The following is a 24,666-nucleotide window of genomic DNA, read 5'->3' on the forward strand; positions in this document are numbered from 1 at the left end:
ATGGCCACCACCACGCGGCGTTTCAGCAGCAAGCCCGCCGCCTCCGCGACCGAGCGCACGGTGCGGCGCGGGCGCTTCGTCACCTTCGAGGGAGGCGAGGGCGCCGGCAAGTCGACGCAGGTGCGCCTGCTGAGCGAGCGGCTGCGCCAGATCGGCATTCACGCCAATACCACGCGCGAGCCCGGCGGCTCGCCGGGGGCGGAAATCATGCGCCATGTCGTGCTCTCCGGCGCCGCCAAGCCGCTCGGCCCCTTCGCGGAAGCCGCGCTGTTCGCCGCCGCGCGGGCCGATCATCTCGACGTCACCATCCGCCCGACGCTGGAGAGCGGAAGCTGGGTGATCTGCGACCGCTTCGCCGATTCCACCCGCGCCTATCAGGGCGTGCTGGGCGATCTCGACCCGCGCCTGATCGCGGCGCTGGAGGCGGTGACGGTCGGCGACACACGGCCGGACCTGACCCTCATCCTCGACCTGCCGGCCGCCGAGGGCCTCGCCCGCGCCGCCGCGCGCTCCGGCAGCAATGCCGACCGCTTCGAGAGCGAGGATCTGAATTTTCACCTGCGCCTGCGCGAGGCGTTTCGCGACATCGCGACCCGCGAACCGGCGCGCTGCGTGCTGGTCGACGCCTCCGGCACGCCGGAACAGGTGGCCGAGGCGGTGTGGCAGGTGGTGAGCGCGCGGCTCGGCGACTATCTGCCCAAGCGCCCCGGCCCGGCGCCCGCGCCGCAGCGCGTCGTCGCGCGGCGGGCATGAGAACGGCATGAGCGATAACCTCCCGGAAGCCGATCGCTTCGGCACCGCCCCGAGCCCGCGCGAGCGCCATGTGCTGTTCGGCCATGGTGAGGCGGAAGCCATGGTGCGCGAGGCCTGGGACGCCGGACGCCTGCCCCACGCGCTGCTGGTCGGCGGTCTGGAGGGCGTCGGCAAGGCGACCTTTGCCTATCGCGTGGCGCGCTTCGTGCTCTCCGGTGGCGCGGCGCCCGAGGGCTCGATCGCGGTCGATCCTACCCATTCCGCCGCGCGGCAGGTCGATGCGCTCTCGCACCCCGATCTTCTGGTGCTGCGCCGCACGCCGAACGACAGCGGCAAGCTGCCCTCGATGATCCCGGCCGAACAGGTCCGCAAGGTGCGCTCCTTCTTCGGCTCCACGGCGGCGCTGGGCGGCTGGCGGGTGTGCATCGTCGACACGCTGGACGAGATGAACGCGCAAGGAGCGAACGCGCTGCTGAAGACGCTGGAAGAGCCGCCGTCGCGCGCGCTGTTCCTGCTGGTGAGCCACGCGCCGGGCCGGCTGCTGCCGACCATCCGCTCGCGCTGCCGCGCCGTACCGCTGCGCCCGCTCGCCACTGGGGATGTCGTCCCCGCGCTGGAAAGCCTCACAGGCGCGATGACCGACCTCGACGCCGCGCGCTTCACCGAGGCGGCGGAGGCGAGCGAGGGCAGCGTGCGCGAGGCGCTGGCGCTGCTGACGGGCGACGGGCTTGCCGTGCGCAAGGCGACGCACGACCTGCTCGACCGCCTGCCAGATGTCGACCGCAAGGGCCTGCACGCGCTCGGCGAAAAGCTGCAGGGCGACCGGGGAGGGGCGCTCGACAGCTTCGTCGCAACCATCGAGAACTGGATATCCGACCACGCCACCGGGCGGCGGCAAAGCGCCTCGCTTCGCCTTGCACGCCTGCCGGAGGTGTGGGAGAAGGTTCGCCGCGCGGCGATCGACGCGGATACCTACAATCTCGACCGCAAGACGCTCGTCTTCAGGATTTTCGCGTCGCTTGACGAGGCCGTGCGGCGCTAACCGCACCCGCCTCGCGGCGCCGGCCCTGACGGCACCCGGTCGCGGCGCTGACAGCTCAGGAAGTTCTCGCGTGAAACCCGCCTACTACATCACCACCGCCATCGACTACCCGAACGGCTTTCCTCATATCGGCCACGCCTATGAGAAGATCGCCTCCGACGCGCTCGCGCGCTTCAAGAAGCTGGACGGCTATGACGTCTACTTCCTGACCGGCACCGACGAGCACGGGCTGAAGATGGCGCAGACGGCGGAAAAGCAGGGGCTGACGCCGTTCGAATGGGCGACGAAGAACGCCACGCGCTTCAAGGAGATGGATGCGCTGCTGGGCGTCGACTACGACCGCTTCATCCGCACCACCGACGAGGACCACATCGTCTCGTCGCAGGCGATCTGGGAGAAGATGGTCGCCAAGGGCGACATTTATCTCGGCGCCTATTCCGGCTGGTATTCGGTCCGCGACGAAGCCTACTACGCCGAGGATGAGACCACGCTGAACGCCGATGGCGTGCGTCTCGGCCCGCAGGGCACGCCGGTGGAATGGACCGAGGAGAAGAGCTATTTCTTCCGCCTCTCGGCCTATCAGGACACGCTGCTCGCCTATTACGACGCGCACCCGGATTTCATCCGGCCCGACGTACGGCGCAACGAGGTGACCAGCTTCGTGAAAAGCGGGCTGCAGGACCTCTCGATCAGCCGCACCACCTTCAGCTGGGGCATTCCGGTGCCCGGCGACGAGGCGCATGTGATGTATGTCTGGGTCGACGCCCTGACCAATTACATCACCGGCGTGGGCTATCCCGACACCGAGGGCGCATCGTTCAAGCGGTTCTGGCCGGCGGACCTGCACGTCATCGGCAAGGACATCATCCGCTTCCACGCGGTGTACTGGCCGGCCTTCCTGCTCTCCGCCGGCCTTGAGCCGCCGAAGACCGTGTTCGCCCATGGCTTCATCCATAATCGCGGGGAGAAGATGTCGAAGTCGGTCGGCAATGTGATCGACCCGTTCGACCTCGCAAAAGCCTATGGCGTCGACGCGCTGCGCTATTTCCTGCTGCGCGAGATTCCGTTCGGACAGGACGGCTCCTACAGCCACGAGGCCATCGTCGCGCGCACCAATGCTGACCTTGCCAACGACCTCGGCAATCTCGCCCAGCGCTCGCTGTCGATGATCGCCAAGAACCTTGGCGGCACGCTTCCCGCGCCCGGCCCGCTCTCGGCGGACGACGCGGCGATTCTCAGCGCCGCCGACGCCATGGGCGCCAAGGTGCGCGAGGCGATGGAGGGCCAGCAGATTCACAACGCGCTGGCCGCGATCTGGGCCGTGGTGGCGGACGCCAACCGCTATTTCGCCGCTTCCGCGCCGTGGGAACTGCGCAAGAGCGACCCGGAGCGCTTCGGCACGGTGCTGTGGACCACGGCCGAGGTGATCCGCCAGGTCGCGGTGCTGGCGCAGCCCTTCGTGCCGGTGAGCGCGGGCAAGCTGCTCGACTTGATCGCCGTGCCGGCCGACGCCCGCGACTTCGCCACGCTCGGCGAGGCCGGGCGGCTGAAGGGTGGCACCGTGCTACCCGCGCCGGCGCCGGTGTTCCCGCGCTATGTCGAGCCCGAGGCGGCCGGCGCATGATCGTCGACAGCCATTGCCATCTCGATTTCCCGGACTTTGCCGCCGAGCTCGACGCCGTGGTCGCGCGGGCGAGGGCGGCCGGGGTGGGGCGCCTGGTCACCATCGGCACCCGCATCCGCCGCGCCGGGCAGGTCAAGGCGATCGCCGAGCGCTATGACGACGTGTTCTGCTCGGTCGGCACGCACCCGCACAATGCCGGCGAGGAAGTCGACGTGACGCTGGACGAACTGCTGCGCGAAGCCGACCATCCCAAGGTGGTGGCGATCGGCGAGGCGGGGCTCGACTATCATTACGATACCGCGCCACGCGAGGCGCAGGCCGCCGGCTTCCGCCTGCACATCGCCGCCGCGCGGCAGACCCAGCTGCCGCTGGTGATCCACGCCCGCGACGCAGACGAGGACACCGCCGCGATCCTGGAGGAAGAGAGCGCCAAGGGCGCCTTTCCCTTCGTGCTGCACTGCTTCACCGCCGGGCCCGATCTTGCCCGCCGCGCCGTCGCGCTGGGCGGCTATGTGTCGTTCTCCGGCATATTGACCTTCAAGACCGGTGCGCCGCTGCGCGAGATCGCGGCCTCTCTGCCGGAGGACCGGCTGCTGGTGGAGACCGACGCGCCGTATCTCGCGCCGAATCCCTGGCGGGGAAAGCGCAACGAGCCTTCCTATGTGGTGGAGACCGCCCGTATATTGGGCGAGACACGCGGTCTGTCGCGCGAGGACATCGCCGCGGTGACCACGCGCAATTTCTTCCGCCTGTTCTCCAAGGCCAGCTGACACAGGACGCATATCCGGCATGGCTTTCCACTTCACCATTCTCGGCTGCGGCTCCTCGGGCGGGGTGCCGCGAGTCGGGCAGGGGTGGGGGGCCTGCGACCCCACGGAACCGAAGAACCGCCGCCGCCGCTGCTCGATGCTGGCCGAGCGCTACGCGGAAGGCGAGGGGCGCCCTACCCGTGTTCTGATCGACACCTCGCCGGATCTGCGCGAACAGTTGCTCGACGCGCATGTCGACCGGCTCGACGCGGTGCTGTTCACCCACGAGCACGCCGACCACACCCACGGCATCGACGATCTGCGCCCGCTGACCATCCAGCACCGGCGGCGCATCGACGTGCATGTCGACGCCGAGACCTCGGCCGTGCTGCACCAGCGCTTCGGCTACTGCTTCGAGACGCCGCCGGGCAGCGACTATCCGCCGATCCTGACCGAGCACCGCTTCGCCGACGGCGACGCGATCCGCATTCCCGGACCCGGCGGCACGCTGGAGGCGCTGGCGTTCCGGCAGTTCCACGGCAACATCTCGTCCTATGGCTTCCGCATCGGCGGGCTGGCCTATTCCAGCGACCTGCACGACCTGCCGCCGTCGAGCCTGCCTTATCTGGAAGACCTCGATGTCTGGGTGATCGACGCGCTGCGCTACACGCCGCACCCGACGCATTTCTCGCTGAGCGAGGCGCTGGGCTGGATCGAGCGCATGAAGCCGCGCCGGGCCGTCCTGACCAATCTGCACACCGATCTGGACTACCAGACGCTGCGGCGCGAATTGCCGGCGCATGTCATCCCGGCCTATGACGGCCTGAAAATCGAGACCTGACAGCAGGTTGCCGCCAATTTCGTAAGCAGCACCCATGTCGTCATATCCGTTTGTTTTCCATAATATGTCTTCTGCGAATCGTATCTGGCGCAGAAACCAGCCGGTGGAGATGCCGTCTTGAAGCCCTCTCGCGATATTGGCCGGCTCCTTGAAATCATGGCCGCGCTGCGCACGCCGGAGACCGGCTGCCCGTGGGACCTGGAACAGGACTTCGCCTCCATCGCGCCCTACACCATCGAGGAGGCCTATGAGGTGGCCGATGCCATCGCGCGCGGCGACCTCGACGATCTGTGCGACGAGCTGGGCGACCTGCTGCTTCAGGTGGTGTTTCACGCGAGGATGGCGCAGGAGCGCGGCGCCTTCGATTTCGGCGACGTGGTAACGGCCGTGACCGCCAAGATGATACGCCGCCATCCTCACGTCTTCGGCGAGGCGCGCGGGCGCGGTGTCGCGGCGGTGAATGCGGCGTGGGAAGAGATCAAGGCGGACGAGAAACGGCTGAAGGCCGAGCGGCGGGCGGCACGGGGACTGCCGGGCGAGGCGAAGGCGCGCACGCTGGATGGGGTGGCGGTGGGGGCGCCTGCCCTCACCCGCGCGGTGAAGCTGCAGGCCAAGGCGGCGCGGGTCGGCTTCGACTGGCCGGACACGGTTCAGGTGATCGACAAGATCCGCGAGGAGATCGCCGAGGTCGAGGCCGAGATCGCCAGCGGCGACCGCGCGGCGGCGGCGGGCGAGATCGGCGATTTGATGTTCGCGCTCGCCAATCTGGCGCGCCATCTCGGCGTCGATCCGGAGGCGGCGCTGCGCGGCACCAACGAGAAGTTCACCCGCCGCTTCGCCCATATCGAGGAGGCGCTGGAGGCGCAGGGCCGTGCCCCGCAGGACGCCAGCCTCGACGAGATGGAAGCGCTCTGGCAGCAGGCCAAGGGGCGGGAATAGGACGGCGAAAGCCTCTGCTTGGCAGAGGATCGGGCAGGGGCGCCCTGCCCTGCGCGCCGCGTTCGCCGGCACCGGGACTGTTTCACGGAATGCCGTTCGGTTTGACGGACGACGCGGCGGCAATTTGGCAAGGCATTGGCCCGACAGCATAAATCACGGAATCTTGCCGTCTTGTTACGAGGGGGCGCGGATGAAGCGGTGCTGTGGCGCACGATCGTTTGCAGGGTGACGCAGTTTTCATTGCGCGATCCCGGAGGGTGTCGCGCGGCCGTCCGGGAGGTTGGATGAAGGCGAAGGGGTGGGCCGCGTGGAGCAGGGTGCGATGGCAGCCGGCCGGCGTGCTCCGAGTCCGGCCCTTGGGCCGGCACACCTCAGCATGACGGAGCGGGGCTTCCCGGCTCCGAAGGCCGTTCATACTGACTCGCGGGCGCCAATGCGTTTCGACGGATGCGCCGGAACGAAGACCCCGTTCAGTGCGCGGGAGGGGTCTTCGACCGGCGCGCGCCGAATCGACGCTCGATGTGCTCGGCGCGCTCGGGCGGCACGCGCACCGCGAGATTGACCCGCCCATCAACGGCGTCGCGGCGCTCCAGAACCTCGGTGTTGCGGTAGAGCCAGCTCAGGCCCTCGCCGTCGGAGGGGTCGAGGTCGAGGGTGAGCGTGACGCGCTCGCGGGCGAGGCGCTCGCGGATGGCGTCGCGCAGGGTGTCGAGCCCCTCCCCGGTCAGCGCCGAAACCGGGATCGGGCGCGCGTCGCCGGTGCGGCGCTCCGCGGTGTTGAAGATGCGGGTGCGACCGTCCTCGTCCATCAGGTCGATCTTGTTCCACACCTCGATCAGGCGGTGGTCATCGGTCGGGTCAATGTCGAGATCGGCTAGCACGCGTTCGACGTCCTGAGCCTGCGCCTCGGCGTCCTCATGGGCCATGTCGCGGACATGGAGGATGAGATCGGCCTCGATCACCTCTTCCAGCGTGGCGCGGAAGGCGGCGACAAGCTGGGTCGGCAGGTCGGAGATGAAGCCGACCGTATCGGACAGGATCACGCGCTCGCCGCTGCCGAGCTCGATGGCGCGCAGCGTCGGGTCGAGCGTGGCGAACAGCAAGTCTTTGGCCATCACGTCGGCGCGGGTCAGCCGGTTGAACAGCGTCGACTTGCCGGCATTGGTGTAGCCAACCAGCGCCACGACCGGATAGGGCACCTTCTTGCGGCTGGCGCGGTGCAGGGCGCGGGTGCGCTTCACCTGCTCCAGCTCGCGCTCGATCTTGGTGATGCGCTCGCCGATGATGCGCCGGTCGGCCTCGATCTGTGTCTCGCCCGGGCCGCCGAGAAAGCCGAAGCCGCCGCGCTGGCGCTCCAGATGGGTCCAGGAGCGCACCAGGCGGCTTTTCTGGTAGTTCAGGTGGGCAAGCTCCACCTGAAGCACGCCTTCCTTGGTGCGCGCCCGCTGGCCGAAGATTTCGAGGATCAGCGCCGTGCGGTCGATGACCTTGGCCGACCACGCCTTTTCAAGGTTGCGCTGCTGCACCGGGCTGAGCGGGGCGTCGACGAAGACGAGACCCGCCTCCTCCGCCTTCACGATACCGGCGATCTCATCGACCTTGCCGGTGCCGAGATAGGTGGCGGGGCGCACCTGCGACAGGCCGACCAGCGTGGCGGCGACGACATCGAGGTCGATCGCCATGGCGAGGCCAACCGCCTCGTCGAGCCGGGCCTCAGGTGAGCGCAGGCGTTCCTCGCCCTCGGCCGCCTTGCGGGTGAGGTGCGGGACGAGGACGACCACGCGCGTGGCGTCCCCTGCCCCTTCCAGGCTCGGCGGCAGTCCGGCGTCGGACGGTCCCCCGCCCGGCCGCCTGCGGCTCTTCAGTTCCAAGTCGCCCTACCGATCAGCTCTTCTCGGGCGTCTCGTCCGGCTCGAAAAGCTGAACGGGATGACCGGGCATGATGGTCGAAATGGCATGCTTGTAGACAAGCTGCGAATGGCCGTCCCGCCGCAGCAGGACGCAGAAATTGTCAAACCAGGTCACGACTCCCTGGAGTTTCACTCCGTTGACGAGGAAGATCGTGAGAGGTGTCTTGTTCTTGCGGACGTGGTTGAGAAAGGTGTCCTGGAGGTTCTGCGAACGTTCCGCGGCCATGGTTTTTTTGATCCGTTGTTTGTTGTTGGTACTTCGTCGGCGCGGTCGCTTTCATCGGCCGGCCGGGCCCCGTCCGGGGGCCCTAAGCGTCTGAAAACGTGCGGGGCAAGCATCGCACACCATGCTTATCGCGCAAGATGCTTTCGCGATACGCCACGGAAGCGCCTGTCAGCGTGCGATTTCCGCCACGGAATGGAACAGCGCGCGCAGCCGCGCCACCACCGGACCGGGCTTTCCCTCACCGATGGGCTGACCGTCGATTCGCACCACCGGCATGGCGATGGTGGTCGCCGAGGACAGGAATGCCTCGCGGGCGGCCAGCGCCTCGGCCACCGTGAAGGCGCGCTCCTCGATGCGGAGCTGGAGCTGCTCGGCCACCTCGAACATCACGGTCCGGGTGATGCCGCGCAGGATGCCGTGCTCGGCCGGGCGGGTCCGCAGCACGCCGTCCTTCGTGACGATCCAGGCATTGGTGGAGCCGCCTTCCGTCACATGGCCGTCGGCATCGACGAACCACGCCTCGCGCGCGCCAGCCGCGCGCGCGGCCTGCTTGGCCAGCACGTTCGGCAGCAGGCCGACGGTCTTGATGTCCACCCGGTCCCAGCGGTTCTCCGGCACGGTGATCACCGAGACACCCTCGGCCGCCAGCGCCTCGTTCTTCGCCGGGTCGACGCGGCGCGCGGTGACCACGATGGCGGGCGGCACTTCGGGCACCGGGAAATAGTGGTCGCGCCGGGCGACGCCGCGCGTGACCTGCAGATAGACGAAGCCGTCGCGCACCCGGTTGCGGCGAACGGTTTCGCGCAGCACCACGCCGAGCGCATGGAGCGGCATGGGCAGGCGGATGCGCAGTTCGCCCAGCGAGCGCACCAGCCGCTCCATGTGCCGGCGCTCATCCACCATGCGGCCGCCGCGCACCTCGCACACCTCGTAGACGCCGTCGCCGAACTGGTAGCCGCGATCTTCCACATGCACGCCGGCATCGGCATGCGGCACATAGAGCCCGTTCACATAGGCGACGCGCGACATGTTCCCTCATCCTCAATCCCGTCAGCGGCGCCACAGGGCGAAATTCACCAGCCCCAGCACCACGAGGATTTCCAGCCGGCCCAGAATCATCGTGACCGCGAGTATAAGCTGGGCATAGGCCGGCAGCGCGCCCCATTCGGGCCAGACCTGACCGCTGTCCCAGCCGGCGGCATAGACCGGCCCGGCATTGCTCAGCGCCGCCAGCGCCGCGACGAACGCCGCCTCGAAGCTCGGCATGACCGGGGCGAGCGCCACGGTCACGGTCACGACGGTGGTGCAGGCGACGCCGAAGCTGATCCAGATCGCCTTCATCATCTGCAGCGAGACGTTCTGCTGTCCGAGCCGTCGCGGGCGCACCGCATTGGGATGCACCAGCCGGTCAACCTCGCGTCGGCCCTGCAGGATCATCACGCCGACGCGGTAAATCTTGATGCCGCCGGAAGTGGAGAAGGTCGCGCCGCCGATGAACACGACGACCAGCACCAGCGTCAGCGGCAAAGCGGTGAAGGCGCCGGCATGCGGCTCGACGCCCATGGTGGTGACCAGCGCAATGGCAGTGAACAGCCCGTCCTCCAGCGCCAGCGGCAGCGAGCGCCCGCCGAGCGGGGTATTGAACCAGGTGGCGGCGGCGACGATGCCGAGCAGCAGCGCGACCGCCAGCACCGCCATGTTCTCCTGCTGGCCGAAGGCGAGGCGGAAGCGCCGTGTCAGCAGCAGCCGATGCCACAGCACGCTGGTGCCGCCCACCAGCATGAACACCATCATCACCAGCTTTACGGTGAAATGCCCGTAGGCGGCGATACCGTCGGCATCGGGCAGCAGCCCGCCGGTGGAGAGCGCCGCCCCGGCCAGGCCGAGCGCGTCGAACATGCGCACGCCGAGCGCGAACAGCAGCAGCGTGCACAGCACCGTGGCGCCGAAATACACCGGAAGCACCTGACGCACCGCGTCGTCCAGCGCCATCGCCTCGGTGGAGCCGGTGAGGCTGGCGCGGGCGGAACGGTCCGGCAGGCCGCCAATGCCGGCCGGCGCCAGCACCGCGACCACGCCGACCAGCGTCAGCAGGCCGCCGCTCCATTGCAGGGTGAGCAGCCAGGCGATGGTGGCACGCGGCACCTCGCCGAGATCGTGAATCTGGATCGCACCGGAGGTGGTGAACGCCGACACCGCCTCCATCCACGCCTGCAACGGGCCGAGCGTTGTGGTCGCCGCGATCGGAAAGGCGGCTATCACCGGCGTGCCGAGCCACAGCACCACCAGCAGCACATAGGACGAGCGGCGGTCGATGCGCGCGCGGCGGTTGCGCACGGCGAGGAACATCGCCCCGGCGCCGAACACTGTGAGCAGCGCGGTCAGCAGGTACACGCCGGCGCCCGGCTCGTGGCGCAGCACCGCGATAATCGCGGAGACCAGCAGGAAGCCGGCCATGACCGCGGCGACCAGCGCGCTGTGTCGGGCAACCGCGATCATGGCGCCGAAACTCTCACCGGTCCGCGCCTCTCAGAAGAATTCGAGGCTGACGCGGAACAGCTGCTCCACGCGCTTCACCCGGTCCGCCAGCGCGAACATCACCACCCGGTCGCGGGCCTGGATCACGGTATCGCCGCGCGGCAGCAGCACCCGGCCGCCGCGCACCACGGCGCCGATGCGCATGCCGTCGAACAGGTCGAGGCTCTTGAGCGGCTGGCCGACCAGCGGCGAGGTTTCCAGCGCCTCGGCCTCGATCACCTCCCCTGCCCCGTTCAGCAGCGAATGCACGCCGCGGATGCGACCCTTGCGGACATATTGCAGGATCTTCGAGACGGTGATCTGGCGCGGATTCACATAGGCGTCGATGCCCAGCCCGCGCGCGAAGGCCGGGTAGTTGGAATCGTTCAGCAGCGAGAGCATGCGCCGCGCGCCGAGCTCGCGCGACAGCAGGCAGGAGAGGATATTGACGCGGTCGTCATTGGTCACCGCGATCATGGTGTCGGCGTCGCCGACATTGGCCTCATCGAGGATCACCCGGTCGAGCGCGCTGCCGCGCAGCACCACGGTCTTGCCGAGCTGCTGCGCGATGGCCTCGGCGCGCTCGGGACTGTCCTCGATCAGCTTGACCCGCGCGCGCGGATTGCGCGCCTCCAGCTCGCGCGCGACATAGAGCCCGATATTGCCGCCGCCGCCGATGACAATGCGGTGGGCCGGCGGCTCGTCATGGCCGAAGATCGACAAGGTGCGCGTCACCTGATCGCTCTGCGCGACGAAATAGGCGAGATCGCCGGCGATCAGCTGGTCGCTGGAGCGCGGCACGAACACCTTGCCGTTGCGGTTCACCGCCACCACCACGGCCCTGAGGTCCGGGAACAGGTCGGTGAGCTGGCGCAGCGGGGTGTCGAGGACCGGGCACTCCTCCTCGCAGCGCACGCCGACCACCACCACCTCGCCATCGGCGAAGCTCACCGTGTCGACCGCGCCCGGCAGCGAGAGGCGGCGCAGCACCATCTCGCCGACCTCGATCTCCGGAGAGATGACGACATCGATCGGCAGGTGGTCGCGCGAGAACAGGTCACGCCAGTGGCCCTGGAGATAGCTCTGGGCGCGCACGCGAGCGATCTTGGTCGGCACGTCGAACAGGGCATGACCGACCTGGCAGGCGATCATGTTCACCTCGTCGTGCAGCGTCACGGCGATCAGCATGTCGGCCGCCTCAAGCCCGGCGCGGGCGAGCACATCCGGGTGCGAGCCGTGGCCCACGAAGCCGCGCACGTCGAGCGTGTCGGTCACCGCCTGGATGAGGCGCGGCGACGTGTCGATGATCGAGACGTCGTTCTGCTCGGCCGCCAGCCGCTCCGCAATGCCGAAGCCGACCTGACCCGCGCCGCAGATGACGACCTTCATGGCGATTTCCTATGCACGGTCTGCAACCACCCTGCCCCGCCCCGCCCTGAGTCAGGGGGACGCACAAGGTCTACACGAGTTGGGGCCGCACTCAACCGATGCCGAGCGCTTTCAGCTTGCGATGCAGGGCCGAGCGCTCCATCCCGACGAATTCGGCGGTGCGCGAGATGTTACCGCCGAAACGGCTGATCTGGGCCACCAGATATTCGCGCTCGAACACCTCGCGCGCGTCGCGCAGCGGCAGGCCCATCAGGTGCTCGCCGCCGCTGCCGTTCGGCAGGCTCGGCACCAGCGAGCCGACGTCGGGCGGCAGCATGTCGGCGGTCACCGCCGCATCCGCATCGCCGGTGGCGAGGATCAGCAGCCGCTCAATATTGTTGCGGAGCTGGCGGACATTGCCGGGCCAGTCATGGGACTGGAGCACAGCCAGCGCGTCGTCGGCGATGCGCCGGCGCGGCAGGCCGGTGCCCTGCGAAATCTGGTCGAGGAAGAACTCCACCAGCTCCGGCACGTCGTCGCGCCGCTCGGCGAGCGGGGGCACCCGGATCGGCACCACGCCGAGCCGGTGGTAGAGATCCTCGCGGAAGCGGCCCTCGACAATCTCGTTCTCAAGGTTGCGCGCGGTGGATGAGATGATGCGGACATCGACCGACACCCGCGTGGCCCCGCCCACGCGCAGGAAGTTCTGGTCCACCAGCACGCGCAGGATGCGGTTCTGGGTCTCGCGCGGCATGTCGGCCACTTCGTCGATGAACAGGGTGCCGCCATGGGCCTCCTCCAGCGCGCCGACCTGCCGGCCCTGCCCGCCCGTGCCCTCGACGCCGAACAGCTCGATCTCCATGCGCTCGGGCGTGATGGCGGCGGCGTTGATCACCACGAACGGCCCCTTGGCGCGGGCCGAGGCGGCGTGGAGCATGCGCGCCGTCAGCTCCTTGCCGGCGCCTGAGGGGCCGACGATCATGATGCGGCTGTTGGTGGGCGCGACGCGCTCGATGGTCTGGCGCAGCTGGTTCATCACCGAGGAGCGGCCGACGAGCTGCTGCGCCACGGGGGCACGCTGCTTGAGGTCGCGCACCTCGCGCTTGAGCCGCAGCGTTTCCAGCGCGCGGTTGGCGACGAGGATCAGGCGGTCGGAGTTGAACGGCTTCTCGATGAAGTCGTAGGCGCCCTGCTTGATGGCGGCGACGGCGGTCTCGATGGTGCCGTGGCCGGAGATCATCACCACCGGCAGCTCGGGATGGTTCTGGCGGATCACTTCGAGCAGCTGCAGCCCGTCGAGCTTGGAGCGCTCGATCCAGATGTCGAGGAAGATGAGATGCGGTCGGCGCGCTTCGATGGCGGCCAGCGCCTCGTCGCTGTCCTTGGCGGTGCGGGTGGCATAGCCCTCGTCTTCGAGGATACCGGCCACCAGCCCTCGAATGTCGGCCTCGTCGTCGACGATCAGAATATCGGTCGCCATGAGCCCATTCTCCCTTAGCCGGCAGCGGCGCCGGGCACGGCCGGTCCGCTGGTCTTGTTGTCGAGGTTGGGGGCAGCCCCGCCGCCGTCGCGCGCGAGGGTGAGGCGAATCCAGGCCCCCCGCCCCTCGGGCGCATCGTCGAGCTCGATGCCGCCGCCGTGTTCTTCCATGATCTTGCCGACGATGGCGAGGCCAAGGCCGGTGCCCTTCTCGCGCGTCGTCACATACGGCTCCAGCAGCCGCGCCCGGTTCTCGGTCGGCAGGCCCTTGCCGTTGTCGATGACGTCGATCGTTACCAGGGTGTCGGTCGCCTGCAGCGCGACCTTGATCCGGGGCGGATCGATCCGCTCCTCGGGCTCAATGCCTGCAAGGGCTTCGGTCGCGTTCTTCACAATATTGGTGAGCGCCTGCGAGATCAGCCGGCGGTCGAAACGCGCGATCACCGGGGTCTCGGGAAGGCTGAGGTCGATGGCGATGTCCGGGTTGCCGACCCGCATCAGGAACACCACCTGCCGCGCCGTCTCGCCGATATCCTGCGCCTCGGCCACGGGCTTGGGCATGCGAGCGAAGGAGGAGAACTCGTCCACCATGCGCCCGATATCGCCGACCTGCCGGATGATGGTCTCGGTGCACTGGTCGAACACCTCGCGGTCCTCGCCGATCACCTTGCCGTAGCGCCGGCGCAGGCGCTCGGCGGAAAGCTGGATCGGGGTGAGCGGGTTCTTGATCTCATGCGCGATGCGCCGGGCCACGTCGGCCCAGGCCGAGGAACGCTGCGCCACCACCAGCTCGGTGATGTCGTCGAGCGTCACCACCCAGCCGCGATCGGCCTCGCGCGAGCGCTCCGTGGTAAAGCGCGCCGCGATCACCCGGTCGCGGCCGTTGCGGGAGAGCGTGAGATTGGCCTGGACGGTGAGCTGGCTGGAGCCCATTGCCTCGGTGAGCAGCGCGTCGATTTCCGGGATCACCTCGCGCAGGCTCTTGCCCAGAACCTCGTCCTCGGTAACGCCGAGCAGCTTCTCGGCCGGGCGGTTGATGATCGAAATGCTGCCATGGGAATCGAGGCCGATGACGCCCGCGCCGACACCCGAGAGCACCGCCTCGGTGAAGCGGCGGCGGGTGTCGATCTGGTCGCGCGCCTGTACGAGGTCGTCGCGCTGGGTGCGCAGTTCCTGCGTCATCTTGTTGAAGGTCTCGGCAAGGCTCGACAGGTCGCCCTCGGCACGGTGGACCGGGACCTCGACATAAAGGTTGCCCGCCGCCACCAGATCGGCCGCGCCGATCAGCCGGCGGATCGGCGCCACCAGCCGGTTGGCGAAATGGATACCGAGCCACACCGCGCACAGCAGCACGGTGAGCGAGATGACCGCATAGAGCAGCGCGAACGCCACCTGCACGCCGATGCGCTGCTGTTCGAGATTGCGATAGTCGGCGACCGCGGCCTGCGTCTCCTTGAGATAGTCGATCACCTTGGGGTCGACCGGGCGGGCGACATAGAGGAACAGGTCGCCGAAATCCTTCAGCGGGATCACCGCACCGACGAAGTCGGCGTCGTTGGGCAGGTAGATCAGCGGCTGTTCCTCGGTCGCGTCCTGCACCGCGAGGTTCGAGGGCACGAGGAATTCGCGGCCGACCCGGATGGTGGCGCGGTCGACGATCGACAGGTCGCGCTGGATCACCATGGCGGCGGGCAGGCCGCGCGTCACCGCCAGCGCCGTCATCACCTGGCGGAAGCGGCTGCGGTCCTGGTCCCAGAGCGGGCGGATGCGCTGGAGATCGCGCGCCATGCCCATGATGTCGGCGCGGATCGAATAAGCATGCTCGCGCACATAGGTCTGCGCCACCGACACCGCGTTGTCGACGATGGCGCGGGTGCGCACCGAGAACCAGCGGTCAAGGCCGCGGTCCAGCGTGATCGAGGCCAGCAGGGCGACGAGGATCGCCGGCACCACGGCGACGATGCCGAACAGGCCGACGATGCGCACATGCAGCCGTGCCGCCGCCCTGCCCCGGCGCCGCGCCTTCACGATGCGCCAGACCTCGCGGCCGATGATGCCGAGCAGCACCAGCGACATGAAGCCGTTGAGGCACAGGACGATGACGACGATTTCCTGGGAGGGCACCAGCGGGGTGATGCCGATCAGGATGATGAAGCTCACCAGCGCGGTGAGCAGCGCCGCCAGCACGGCGAGCGGCGGCAGGCCCCATAGCGAAAAGCGGAAGCCCATGGCCCCGAAATCGAGCGCGTCGCCTTTCTCGGGGCCGTGGACGGGGGCTTCGCTCATTCATCACCACTGCGACGGGGAGTGAATCGCCCCGTCAGGAGTGATGCAGTGTAACGACACTGGTGCAAAAATGTGACAGAAACCGCGCATGCCCGACTTTATTCACCGGAAGCGCGGTCCCGTCATCGGCTCGTGCGGATTATCTGGATGTCGAGGTCCCTGATCTTCTTGCGGAGCGTGTTGCGGTTGAGGCCGAGCAGTTCGGCCGCCTTGATCTGGTTGCCACGCGTCGCCGCCAGCGCGGCCGAGAGCAGCGGATATTCCACATCCTTGAGGATGCGGTGATAGAGGCCGGGCGGGGGCAGATTGTCGCCGAACTCGCCGAAATAGGTGTTCATGTGCCGCTCGACCGAGGAGGACAGCGTCTCGTCCTGCCCGCCCTCCTCGGGCGAGGAATTGGCGATCGGCGTCGCCAGCTCCGCCTCGATGATCGAGGCGGTGATGATCTCCTGCGGGTAGAGCGCGGCGAGGCGGCGGATCAGGTTCTCCAGCTCGCGCACATTGCCCGGCCAGCGGTAGCGCTTGAGCCGGTCGAGCGCGGCGGCGTCGATCTGCTTGCGCGGCAGGCCCTCGCGCTCGGCCTGGAGGAAGAAATGGCGGGCAAGGTCCGGCACGTCCTCGGCACGCTCGCGCAGCGGCGGCAGGCGCAGCGGCACGACGTTGAGGCGGAAGAACAGGTCCTCGCGGAACAGGCCCTGCTGGATGAGGATCCGCAGGTCCTTGTTGGTGGCGGCAACGATGCGCACATCGGTCTTGATCGCGGTGCGCCCGCCAACCGTGGTGTATTCGCCCTGCTGGAGCACGCGCAGCAGCCTTGTCTGCGCCTCCATCGGCATGTCGCCGATCTCGTCGAGGAACAGCGTGCCGCCCTCGGCCTGCTCGAAGCGGCCGGCGGAACGGGCATTGGCGCCGGTGAACGCGCCCTTCTCATGGCCGAACAGCTCGGATTCGATCAGGTCGCGCGGGATCGCCGCCATGTTGATGGCGACGAACGGCCCGTTGCGGCGCTTGCCGTAATCGTGGAGCGCGCGCGCCACCAGCTCCTTGCCAGTGCCGCTTTCGCCCGCGATCATCACGGTGAGGTCGGTCTGCATCAGCCGGGCGAGGACGCGGTAGATGTCCTGCATCGCCGGCGAGCGGCCGACCAGCGGGATGTTGTCGGTCTCGTCGCCGCCGGAGCGCAGGGCCGCTTCCGGCTTCTTCGGCTCGGACAGCGCGCGGCCGACGATGGCGATCAGCTCCTTCAGGTCGAAGGGCTTGGGCAGATATTCATAGGCGCCGCGCTCGGAGGCGCGGATCGCGGTCATGAAGGTGTTCTGCGCGCTCATCACGATGACCGGCAGGTCGGGGCGCACCTTCTTGATGCGCGGCAGCAGGTCGAAGGCGTTCTCGTCGGGCATCACCACATCGGTGATCACGAGGTCGCCGTCGCCCTGGCTGACCCAGCGCCACAGCGTGGCGGCATTGCCGCAGGAGCGCACTTCATATCCCGCGCGCGACAATGCCTGATTGAGCACCGTGCGGATGGCGGCGTCATCATCGGCTACAAGGATGCTTCCCGTCGGCATAGGCGCTCTCAACTCTTCTCGGTAGCGCGGCCACCGCGATACATGGGCATGAGGACACGGAACGTGGTGCGGCGCGGCTGGCTTTCGCACTCGATGATGCCGCCATGGTCGTTGACGATCTTGGCGACCAGCGCGAGACCGAGGCCGGTTCCGGTCGGCTTGGTGGTCACGAACGGGTCGAACAGATGCGGCATCAGGTCGTCGGGCACGCCCGGCCCGTTGTCGCGCACGCAGAATTCCAGCGGCAGGCTCACACGCGCCGGCCCGCCCGGCACCATCAGCCGGACGCCGGGACGGAAGGCGGTGGTGAGTTGGATCTCGCCGTCCGTCGAGTCGCCGATCGCCTCGGCAGCGTTCTTCACCAGATTGAGGAACACCTGCACGAGCTGGTCGCGATTGGCGAGCACCGGCGGCAGCGAGGGGTCGTATTCCTCGATGAAGCGGATGTGGCGGGCGAAGCCGGAAGAGGCCAGCGTGCGCACATGCTCCAGCACGGCATGGATGTTCACCGGCTCGCGCTCGATCGGCCGCTCGTCGGAGAACACCTCCATGCGGTCGACCAGCTTGACGATGCGGTCGGCCTCGTCGGTGATGAGACGGGTCAGCGAGCGGTCGTCGTCGCTGGCGTTCAGCTCAAGAAGCTGGGCGGCGCCGCGAATGCCGGAGAGCGGGTTCTTGATCTCGTGCGCCAGCATGGAGGCCAGCGCCGTGACCGAGCGCGCCGCGCCGCGATGGGTGAGCTGGCGATCCATCTTGTCGGCGATGGTGCGCTCCTGGAGCATGATCACCACATGGCCTTCCGCCTCGTTCAGCGGCGCGACATGGATGTCCACGATGCGCTCGCCGCCATTGCGCGGGGTGCCGAGGTCGACGCGATACTCGTTCACCGCCGAGCCGCGGGTGCGCACCTGATCGACCAGCGACAGCAGCGGCGAGCCGAAGGGCACGAATTCCTGCAGCCGGTGGCGCACCAGAACGGCAAGGCTCGCCTCGAAGAATGCCTCCGCCGCGACATTGGCGCCGACCAGCTTGTCGTCGCCATCCACCGTGAACACGGGGTGCGGCAGCGCATTGACGATGGCTTCCGAGGTCGCGCCGCTCGGCAGGCCGGCAGGACGTTCGGGTTTGGCGGATTTCATGCCGCGGCACTCCAGGAGAAATCGTCGAAGGCGTCATGGATGCCGGAACGCACGGCGGCGGGCTCGTCGAGGGTCAGCAGGCGCTTGCGCCAGAGCTTGGCGGCGTCTTCACCGCGGCCGGCGCTCGCCGCCGCCGCTTCCAGCGCCCAGCCGATATGCTTGCGCGCCTGACGGCGGCCGAGTTCCAGCCCGTAATGCGACAGCCAGCCATCGTAGAGCTCCAGCAGCACGTCGCGCTGCTCGTCGAGGCCGGGATCGGGCGGGGTGACGCCGGTCGCGAGATGCGCGGCGACCTGGCCGGGGAACCACGGCCGGCCCTGCGCGCCGCGCCCGATCATCACGCCGTCGGCGCCGGAGGCCGCGAGCATGGCGGGTGCGTCCTCAGCCGCGACCAGATCGCCGTTCGCGAGCACGGGGATCGACACCGCCTGCTTGATGGCGCGGATCGCCGGCCAGTCGGCGCGGCCGGTGTAGAACTGGCAGCGTGTGCGGCCATGAATGGTGACCAGCGCGACGCCGATCGATTCGGCCCGGCGCGCCAGCTCGGGGGCAACCAGCGCGGCCTCGTCCCAGCCGAGCCGGGTCTTCAGCGTCACCGGCACGCTTACCGCGCCAACCACCGATTCGATGATGGCGGTGGCGAGGTTAAGGTCGCGCAGCAGCGCCGAGCCGGCGAGGCCGGTGGTCACGCGCTTGGCGGGGCAGCCCATGTTGATGTCGATGAGGCCGGCACCGGCCTGTTCAGCCATGGCGGCGGCGCGGCCCATGGAGGCGGGCTCGTTGCCGGCGAGCTGGACGGCGTGGAGCGCCACGCCCTCGCCTTCCGCGCGCAGCACGGTTTCGACATGGCCGGCGGCCAGCGCCTCGGAGGCGACCATTTCCGACACGACAAGACCGGCGCCGTAACGCAGCGCCATGCGTCGGAACGGTGCATCGGTAATGCCCGCCATCGGCGCCAGGGCGACGCCATTGGGCACCGAGAGCGTCCCGATTTTCAGATTGACGTTCGCCGCAGCAATAGGGATCAAGCCGTGATCACTCGATGCACATTTAATGAGCCGGACTGGCACTGCCTATACAATAGCCACGCCGCGCTCGCCATCAAGCCTTCTGAATGCGATATGTCAAAACTTTTGCATTTATGCTCCGGTTTTGCGCTAAACGGATCGGGGGAGCAAGGCTTCCCTGCTGAAGCGGCAATCAAAGGGTACAGGATACGCCACTGCGATGCGGACGGACGTGATCGTGGTCGCGGCAGGCAGCGGCCAAAGGGCGGGCGAGGGCCTGCCCAAGCAGTTCCGGGACCTCGGCGGCCATAGCGTGCTGCGCCGGACGCTCACCCGCTTCATCGGCCAGCCCGGCATCCGTCATGTCCAGATCGTGGTGCATCCCGACCACGCCGCGCTCTATGAGCAGGCGGTGGCGGGACTGCCCGGCATCTTGCCGCCGGTGGCCGGGGGCGCGACGCGGCAGGCCTCGGTGCGCGCCGGACTGGAGGCGCTGGCCGCCGACCCGCCGGAGCTGGTGCTGATCCACGACGCCGCCCGCCCCTTCGTCGCCCCGCGCCTGATCGCCGACGGCATCGCCGCCGCCGCCCGCTACGGCGCCGCCGTGCCGGGGCTGGTGCTGGTCGACACCATCAAGTCTGTGCCCGAGCACGGCTATGTCGGCACCGGGCCGGATCGGAACGGCCTGCGCAGCGTGCAAACACCGCAGGGCTTCCGCTACGATCTCATCCTCGCCGCACATCGCAAGCTGGCGACCAAGGGCGACCTGACCGACGACGCCGCCGTCGCCGAGGCCGCCGGGCACCGGGTCGCGCTGTTTCCGGGCGATCCCGCCAACACCAAGCTCACCCTGCCCGAGGATTTCGTGACCGCCGAAAACAAGCTGCTCGCCGAACTCGCCGATGTGCGCACCGCCACCGGCTTCGATGTCCACGCCTTCGCGCCGGGCGACCACGTGATGCTGGGCGGCATCGCCATTCCCCATGATTTCGGTCTCACCGGGCATTCCGACGCCGACGTCGTGCTGCACGCCCTGACCGACGCGCTGCTCGGCACCATCGGCGATGGCGATATCGGCCATCATTTCCCGCCCTCTGATCCGCAATGGAAGGGCGCCTCCTCCGACCGCTTCCTCGCCCATGCAGTGGAGCGGGTGCGCGCGCAAGGCGGGCGCATCGCCCATCTCGACGCCACCATCATCTGCGAGGCGCCCAAGGTCGGCCCGCACCGCGAGGCGATGCGCGAGTCGATCGCCCGGATTGCCGGCGTCACGGTGTCCCGCGTCGGGGTGAAGGCGACGACCAGCGAGAAGCTTGGCTTTGCCGGGCGGCGCGAGGGGATCGCCTGCATGGCCGCGGCGACGGTGCGCCTGCCCTGGAGGGACGACGAATGAGCGGGGGTGCCACCCGGCAGGACGCGATCATCCTCGAAGCCATGCGCGTGCTGGACCTGTGCCGCGCGGCGGGGCTCACGGTCTCGACGGCCGAATCCTGCACCGGCGGGCTGGTGAGCGGGGCGCTGACCGAGATCGCCGGCTCGTCCGCCGTGGTGGACCGCGCCTTCGTTACCTATTCAAACACCGCCAAGCAGCAGGTGCTCGGCGTCTCCGCCGAAACGCTCGCCGCCCATGGCGCGGTGAGCGAGGAGACGGCGCGGGAGATGGTGGCGGGGCTGCTCAAGGCCAGCGGCACGTCGCTTGGCGTCGCGGTCACCGGCATTGCGGGACCCGGCGGCGGCACGGCGGAAAAGCCCGTTGGCCTCGTGCATTTCGCTGCCGCGCGGGCCGGCGGACGCACCCTCGTGCGTCGGGAGGTGTTCGCGGGCGAGGATCGCGCCGGCGTGCGCCAGCTCTCGGTGCTGACCGCGCTCGCCATGCTGGCGGAACTGGCGGGCGATCAGGCGCCGGGAAGTGCGGCGCCGTCGACGCCGTAAACCTCGTCCGCCCGCTTCTCGAACGCGTCGGCGAAGCGGCGGAAGGCGGCGTCGAACATCGCGCCCATCAGCAGGCCGAGGGTGCGCGAGCGGAAATCATAGTCGATGAAGAACTCGACCTCGCAGGCGCGCTCGGACACCGGCTTGAAGTTCCAGCGGTTCTCAAGCCGGCTGAACGGGCCGTCGAGATATTCGACCACGATGGTGAGGCGCGGGCGGTCCAGCGTCACGCGGCTGGTGAAGCTCTCACGGAACACCTTGTAGGCCACGGTCATATCGGCGACGAGGATGTCGATCCCCTCCCCGCTCGCCACGCGCCGGCGCACGCGCAGGCTTTCGCATAGCGGCACGAAGAGCGGATAGCGCTCGACATCGGCCACAAGGTCGAACATGTCGGCCGCCGAGTGCCGGACCTGCCGCTTGCTGCGGAACGAGGGCATGGCTCAGACGGGGGCCAGCGCGGGCGAGACGCCGCCGCCCAGCTTCGCCTCACGCGCGGCGCGCAGCCGGGCGAAATCCTCGCCGGCATGGTGCGAGGAACGCGTCAGCGGGCTCGACGACACCATGAGGAAGCCCTTGGTATAGGCGATGGTCTCGTAGGACTTGAACTCGTCCGGCGTCACGAAGCTCATCACCGGATGATGCTTGCGGGTCGGCTGGAGATACTGGCCGATGGTCATGAAATCGATATCCGCCGAGCGCAGGTCGTCCATGAGCTGAAGCACTTCGTTGCGCACCTCGCCCAGGCCGACCATGATGCCGGACTTGGTGAAGATCGACGGATCGAGCTCCTTCACCCGCTGCAGCAGCCGCAGCGAATGGAAGTAGCGCGCGCCGGGGCGGACCTTGAGGTAGAGCGAGGGTACGCATTCCAGATTGTGGTTGAACACGTCGGGCCGCGCCTCGACCACCACCTCCAGCGCGCCGTCCTTGCGCAGGAAATCCGGGGTGAGGATTTCGATCGTGGTCTTCGGGCTCACCGCACGGATGGCACGGATGGTGCGGGCGAAATGCTCGGCGCCGCCATCGTCGAGGTCGTCGCGGTCGACCGAGGTCACCACCACATGCTCCAGCCCCAGCCGGGCGACGGCATCGGCCACCTTCTGCGGCTCGTCCTGGTCGAGCGCGCCGGGCATGCCGGTGCGGACGTTGCAGAAGGCGCAGGCACGGGTGCAGGTGTCACCCATGATCATGAAGGTGGCGTGCTTCTTCTGCCAGCACTCGCCGATATTCGGGCAGCTCGCCTCCTCGCACACCGTGACGAGGCCATTGGCGCGCACGATGTCCGCCGTCTCCTGCCAGCCGGGCGTGCCGGGGGCGCGGACGCGGATCCAGTCCGGCTTCTTGAGCACCGGCGTCTCGGCGTGCTTCACCTTTTCCGGGTGACGCGGCTTTTCAAGCTGGCGGTTCAGGGTGTTGACGACGGTGACCATAGAGTGCCCGATGCCCGTTCGCGGTAGCTTCCACACTTAGTCGTTGCGTGACGTGCAGGAAACCCCGCCTTTACGGGCAGGAGACCCGACCGCGACGCACGCCTCGCCGCGAAGCGTCACCGAGCGCGCAGCTTGCGCCAGAGGAACAGCACGATGATCGCGCCGACCACGGCCGCGATCAGGGTGCGGAAGAAGCCGAAGACCGGGATTTCGGCGAATTCGGCCAGCTTGCCGCCGACAAAGGCGCCGATCAGGCCGAACAGCAGATTGGCGAACAGCCCGTGATCGCTGTCCGTCACCCGCTCGGCGATCCAGCCGGCGAGCAGGCCGATGATGATCATGGTGAACCAGCCGACACCCGGTTGGTTCAGCGCGGAATAGACTTCACCGTCCATGACTCAGATCCCCTGCCCGCGAACGGGCTGCCTCACATGTGGATCGCGCGCCCATAGGCGGCAAGCACGCTCTCATGCATGGTCTCAGAAACCGTCGGGTGCGGGAAGACCGCGTTGATCAGCTCTTCTTCCGTGGTTTCCAGATTCATCGCCAGCACGAAGCCCTGGATCAGCTCGGTGACTTCCGCGCCGACCAGATGGGCGCCCAGAAGCTGTCCGGTCTTGGCGTCGAAGATGGTCTTGACCAGACCTTCCGATTCACCCAGCGCCACGGCCTTGCCATTGCCGATGAAGGGGAAGCGGCCGACCTTGATCTCGTAGCCGGCTTCCTTGGCCTTCTTCTCGGTGAGGCCAACGGAGGCGACCTGCGGCATGCAATAGGTGCAGCCGGGGATCATCAGCTTGTCCATCGGGTGGGCATGCTTGCCGGCGATGCCCTCGACGCAGATCACGCCCTCATGCTCGGCCTTGTGCGCCAGCATGGGAGGACCGGCGACGTCGCCGATGGCGTAGATGCCGGGCACATTGGTGCGGCACAGGCCGTCGATCACCACGCAGCCGCGATCGGTCTTCACGCCGAGCTTCTCAAGGCCGAGATTCTCGATGTTGCCGACCACGCCGACCGCCGAAATCAGCCGGTCCGCGGTGAGGGTCTGGACCTTGCCGTCGGCGGTCTCGACGGTGGCGGTCACATTGTCCGCGCCCTTGACCACCTTCGACACCTTGGCGCCGGTGAGGATCTTGATGCCCTGCTTCTCGAAGCGCTTCTTCGCGTGCTCGGCAATCTCCTCGTCCTCGACGGGCAGAATCTGCGGCAGCAGCTCGACAATGGTCACGTCCGATCCCATCGCCTTGTAGAAGGAGGCGAATTCGACGCCGATGGCGCCCGAGCCCATGATCAGCAGCGACTTCGGCACCGCCGCCGGCGCCAGCGCTTCGAAATAGGTCCAGACCAGCTTCTTGTCGGGCTCGATGCCCGGCAGCGCGCGCGGGCGGGCGCCGGTGGCGATGATGATGTTCTTGGCGGTGTACTCGCCCGCGCCGAGAGCGCCCTTCGGCGCGCCGTCGGTTGCGGTGACGGAGACCTTGCCCGGCGCCGTGATGGTCGCCTGGCCCCAGATCATCTCCACCTTGTTCTTCTTGAGCAGGAAGCCGACGCCGTTGCTCATCTGGGCCGCGATGCCGCGCGAGCGCTTCACCACGCCGGCAATGTCGACGCCGAACTTCTCGGCGACGAGGCCGTAATCCTTGGCGTGCTCAATGTAGTGATAGATCTCCGCCGAGCGCAGCAGCGCCTTGGCGGGGATGCAGCCCCAGTTCGGGCAGATGCCGCCGACATATTGCCGCTCGACCACGCCGACCTTGAGGCCGAGCTGAGCGGCGCGGATGGCGGCGACATAGCCGCCGGGGCCGGAGCCGATGATGAGGATGTCGTAGGAGGTTGCGGCCATCTGAATT

22 protein-coding genes are annotated in these 24,666 nt (G+C 68.2%); 8 read left to right on the forward strand and 14 right to left on the reverse strand.

Annotated features, from left to right (window positions below):
- From tmk to mazG, 6 genes are all read left to right on the forward strand, one after another.
- Complete coding sequence (tmk, locus tag VRZ77_RS07340; protein WP_414592010.1) at positions 1-753, forward strand: dTMP kinase; 753 nt, start codon at positions 1-3, stop codon at positions 751-753.
- 7 nt (positions 754-760) lie between these two features.
- Positions 761-1,795 (forward strand): DNA polymerase III subunit delta', encoded by a 1,035-nt coding sequence (locus VRZ77_RS07345; RefSeq protein WP_414592011.1) that lies wholly within the window; start codon positions 761-763, stop codon positions 1,793-1,795.
- 70 nt (positions 1,796-1,865) lie between these two features.
- Positions 1,866-3,419 carry a methionine--tRNA ligase gene (gene metG, locus VRZ77_RS07350; protein ID WP_414592012.1) on the forward strand — a complete coding sequence of 518 codons (1,554 nt, stop codon included), beginning with the start codon at positions 1,866-1,868 and terminating at the stop codon, positions 3,417-3,419.
- Positions 3,416-4,189, forward strand: a complete 774-nt coding sequence (locus VRZ77_RS07355; RefSeq protein WP_414592013.1) for a TatD family hydrolase — start codon at positions 3,416-3,418, stop codon at positions 4,187-4,189. Before metG ends, VRZ77_RS07355 begins: the two co-directional genes overlap by 4 nt.
- A gap of 19 nt (positions 4,190-4,208) precedes the next feature.
- Positions 4,209-5,009 carry an MBL fold metallo-hydrolase gene (locus tag VRZ77_RS07360; RefSeq protein WP_414592014.1) on the forward strand — a complete coding sequence of 267 codons (801 nt, stop codon included), beginning with the start codon at positions 4,209-4,211 and terminating at the stop codon, positions 5,007-5,009.
- A 117-nt stretch (positions 5,010-5,126) separates the two neighbouring features.
- Positions 5,127-5,948, forward strand: coding sequence for a nucleoside triphosphate pyrophosphohydrolase (gene mazG / locus VRZ77_RS07365; RefSeq protein ID WP_414592015.1), 822 nt, complete (start codon positions 5,127-5,129; stop codon positions 5,946-5,948).
- Between the two features lie 470 nt (positions 5,949-6,418).
- Here mazG and hflX read toward each other — a convergent pair whose 3' ends face one another.
- From hflX to dusB, 10 genes are all read right to left on the reverse strand, one after another.
- Positions 6,419-7,819 carry a GTPase HflX gene (gene hflX, locus VRZ77_RS07370; RefSeq protein ID WP_414592016.1) on the reverse strand — a complete coding sequence of 467 codons (1,401 nt, stop codon included), beginning with the start codon at positions 7,817-7,819 and terminating at the stop codon, positions 6,419-6,421.
- 13 nt (positions 7,820-7,832) lie between these two features.
- Positions 7,833-8,084 carry an RNA chaperone Hfq gene (gene hfq, locus VRZ77_RS07375; protein ID WP_241618724.1) on the reverse strand — a complete coding sequence of 84 codons (252 nt, stop codon included), beginning with the start codon at positions 8,082-8,084 and terminating at the stop codon, positions 7,833-7,835.
- Positions 8,085-8,252: 168 nt separating this feature from the next.
- Positions 8,253-9,113, reverse strand: a complete 861-nt coding sequence (locus VRZ77_RS07380; RefSeq protein ID WP_414592017.1) for a D-amino-acid transaminase — start codon at positions 9,111-9,113, stop codon at positions 8,253-8,255.
- A 21-nt stretch (positions 9,114-9,134) separates the two neighbouring features.
- Positions 9,135-10,583, reverse strand: a complete 1,449-nt coding sequence (locus VRZ77_RS07385; protein ID WP_414592018.1) for a potassium transporter TrkG — start codon at positions 10,581-10,583, stop codon at positions 9,135-9,137.
- A gap of 30 nt (positions 10,584-10,613) precedes the next feature.
- Complete coding sequence (trkA, locus tag VRZ77_RS07390) at positions 10,614-11,990, reverse strand: Trk system potassium transporter TrkA (protein WP_414592019.1); 1,377 nt, start codon at positions 11,988-11,990, stop codon at positions 10,614-10,616.
- 91 nt (positions 11,991-12,081) lie between these two features.
- Positions 12,082-13,449 (reverse strand): sigma-54-dependent transcriptional regulator, encoded by a 1,368-nt coding sequence (locus VRZ77_RS07395; RefSeq protein ID WP_414592020.1) that lies wholly within the window; start codon positions 13,447-13,449, stop codon positions 12,082-12,084.
- Between the two features lie 14 nt (positions 13,450-13,463).
- Entirely contained in the window at positions 13,464-15,734 is a 2,271-nt protein-coding gene (locus tag VRZ77_RS07400) for an ATP-binding protein (RefSeq protein WP_414592021.1), read from the reverse strand.
- 122 nt (positions 15,735-15,856) lie between these two features.
- Complete coding sequence (gene ntrC / locus VRZ77_RS07405) at positions 15,857-17,302, reverse strand: nitrogen regulation protein NR(I) (RefSeq protein WP_241618738.1); 1,446 nt, start codon at positions 17,300-17,302, stop codon at positions 15,857-15,859.
- An 8-nt stretch (positions 17,303-17,310) separates the two neighbouring features.
- The gene (locus tag VRZ77_RS07410; protein ID WP_414592022.1) at positions 17,311-18,441 is read right to left on the reverse strand and encodes a two-component system sensor histidine kinase NtrB; all 1,131 of its coding nucleotides are present in this window, start codon (positions 18,439-18,441) and stop codon (positions 17,311-17,313) included.
- A complete protein-coding gene (gene dusB / locus VRZ77_RS07415; protein ID WP_414592044.1) occupies positions 18,438-19,466 on the reverse strand; it encodes a tRNA dihydrouridine synthase DusB in 1,029 nt (342 codons plus the stop codon). Before dusB ends, VRZ77_RS07410 begins: the two co-directional genes overlap by 4 nt.
- A 202-nt stretch (positions 19,467-19,668) precedes the next feature.
- Between dusB and VRZ77_RS07420 the strand changes: the two genes are divergently transcribed.
- Both VRZ77_RS07420 and VRZ77_RS07425 read left to right on the forward strand, forming a co-directional pair.
- Positions 19,669-20,841, forward strand: a complete 1,173-nt coding sequence (locus tag VRZ77_RS07420; protein WP_414592023.1) for a bifunctional 2-C-methyl-D-erythritol 4-phosphate cytidylyltransferase/2-C-methyl-D-erythritol 2,4-cyclodiphosphate synthase — start codon at positions 19,669-19,671, stop codon at positions 20,839-20,841.
- On the forward strand, positions 20,838-21,380 hold the full coding sequence (locus VRZ77_RS07425; protein WP_414592024.1) for a CinA family protein: 543 nt from the start codon (positions 20,838-20,840) through the stop codon (positions 21,378-21,380). The genes VRZ77_RS07420 and VRZ77_RS07425 overlap by 4 nt, the downstream gene beginning before the upstream one ends.
- Here VRZ77_RS07425 and VRZ77_RS07430 read toward each other — a convergent pair.
- The 4 genes from VRZ77_RS07430 to lpdA form a co-directional block, all read right to left on the reverse strand.
- Complete coding sequence (locus tag VRZ77_RS07430) at positions 21,344-21,820, reverse strand: type II toxin-antitoxin system RatA family toxin (RefSeq protein ID WP_414592025.1); 477 nt, start codon at positions 21,818-21,820, stop codon at positions 21,344-21,346. The two genes, VRZ77_RS07425 and VRZ77_RS07430, sit on opposite strands and share 37 nt — an antisense overlap.
- 3 nt (positions 21,821-21,823) lie before the next feature.
- A complete protein-coding gene (gene lipA, locus VRZ77_RS07435; RefSeq protein ID WP_414592026.1) occupies positions 21,824-22,813 on the reverse strand; it encodes a lipoyl synthase in 990 nt (329 codons plus the stop codon).
- A 116-nt stretch (positions 22,814-22,929) separates the two neighbouring features.
- The gene (locus VRZ77_RS07440; RefSeq protein ID WP_414592027.1) at positions 22,930-23,208 is read right to left on the reverse strand and encodes a GlsB/YeaQ/YmgE family stress response membrane protein; all 279 of its coding nucleotides are present in this window, start codon (positions 23,206-23,208) and stop codon (positions 22,930-22,932) included.
- A 32-nt stretch (positions 23,209-23,240) separates the two neighbouring features.
- Positions 23,241-24,659 carry a dihydrolipoyl dehydrogenase gene (gene lpdA, locus VRZ77_RS07445; protein WP_414592028.1) on the reverse strand — a complete coding sequence of 473 codons (1,419 nt, stop codon included), beginning with the start codon at positions 24,657-24,659 and terminating at the stop codon, positions 23,241-23,243.
- Positions 24,660-24,666: the final 7 nt, after the last annotated feature.

The sequence above is a fragment of the Ancylobacter sp. G4_0304 genome, from assembly GCF_047501495.1.
In the GTDB taxonomy this organism is placed as follows: domain Bacteria; phylum Pseudomonadota; class Alphaproteobacteria; order Rhizobiales; family Xanthobacteraceae; genus Ancylobacter.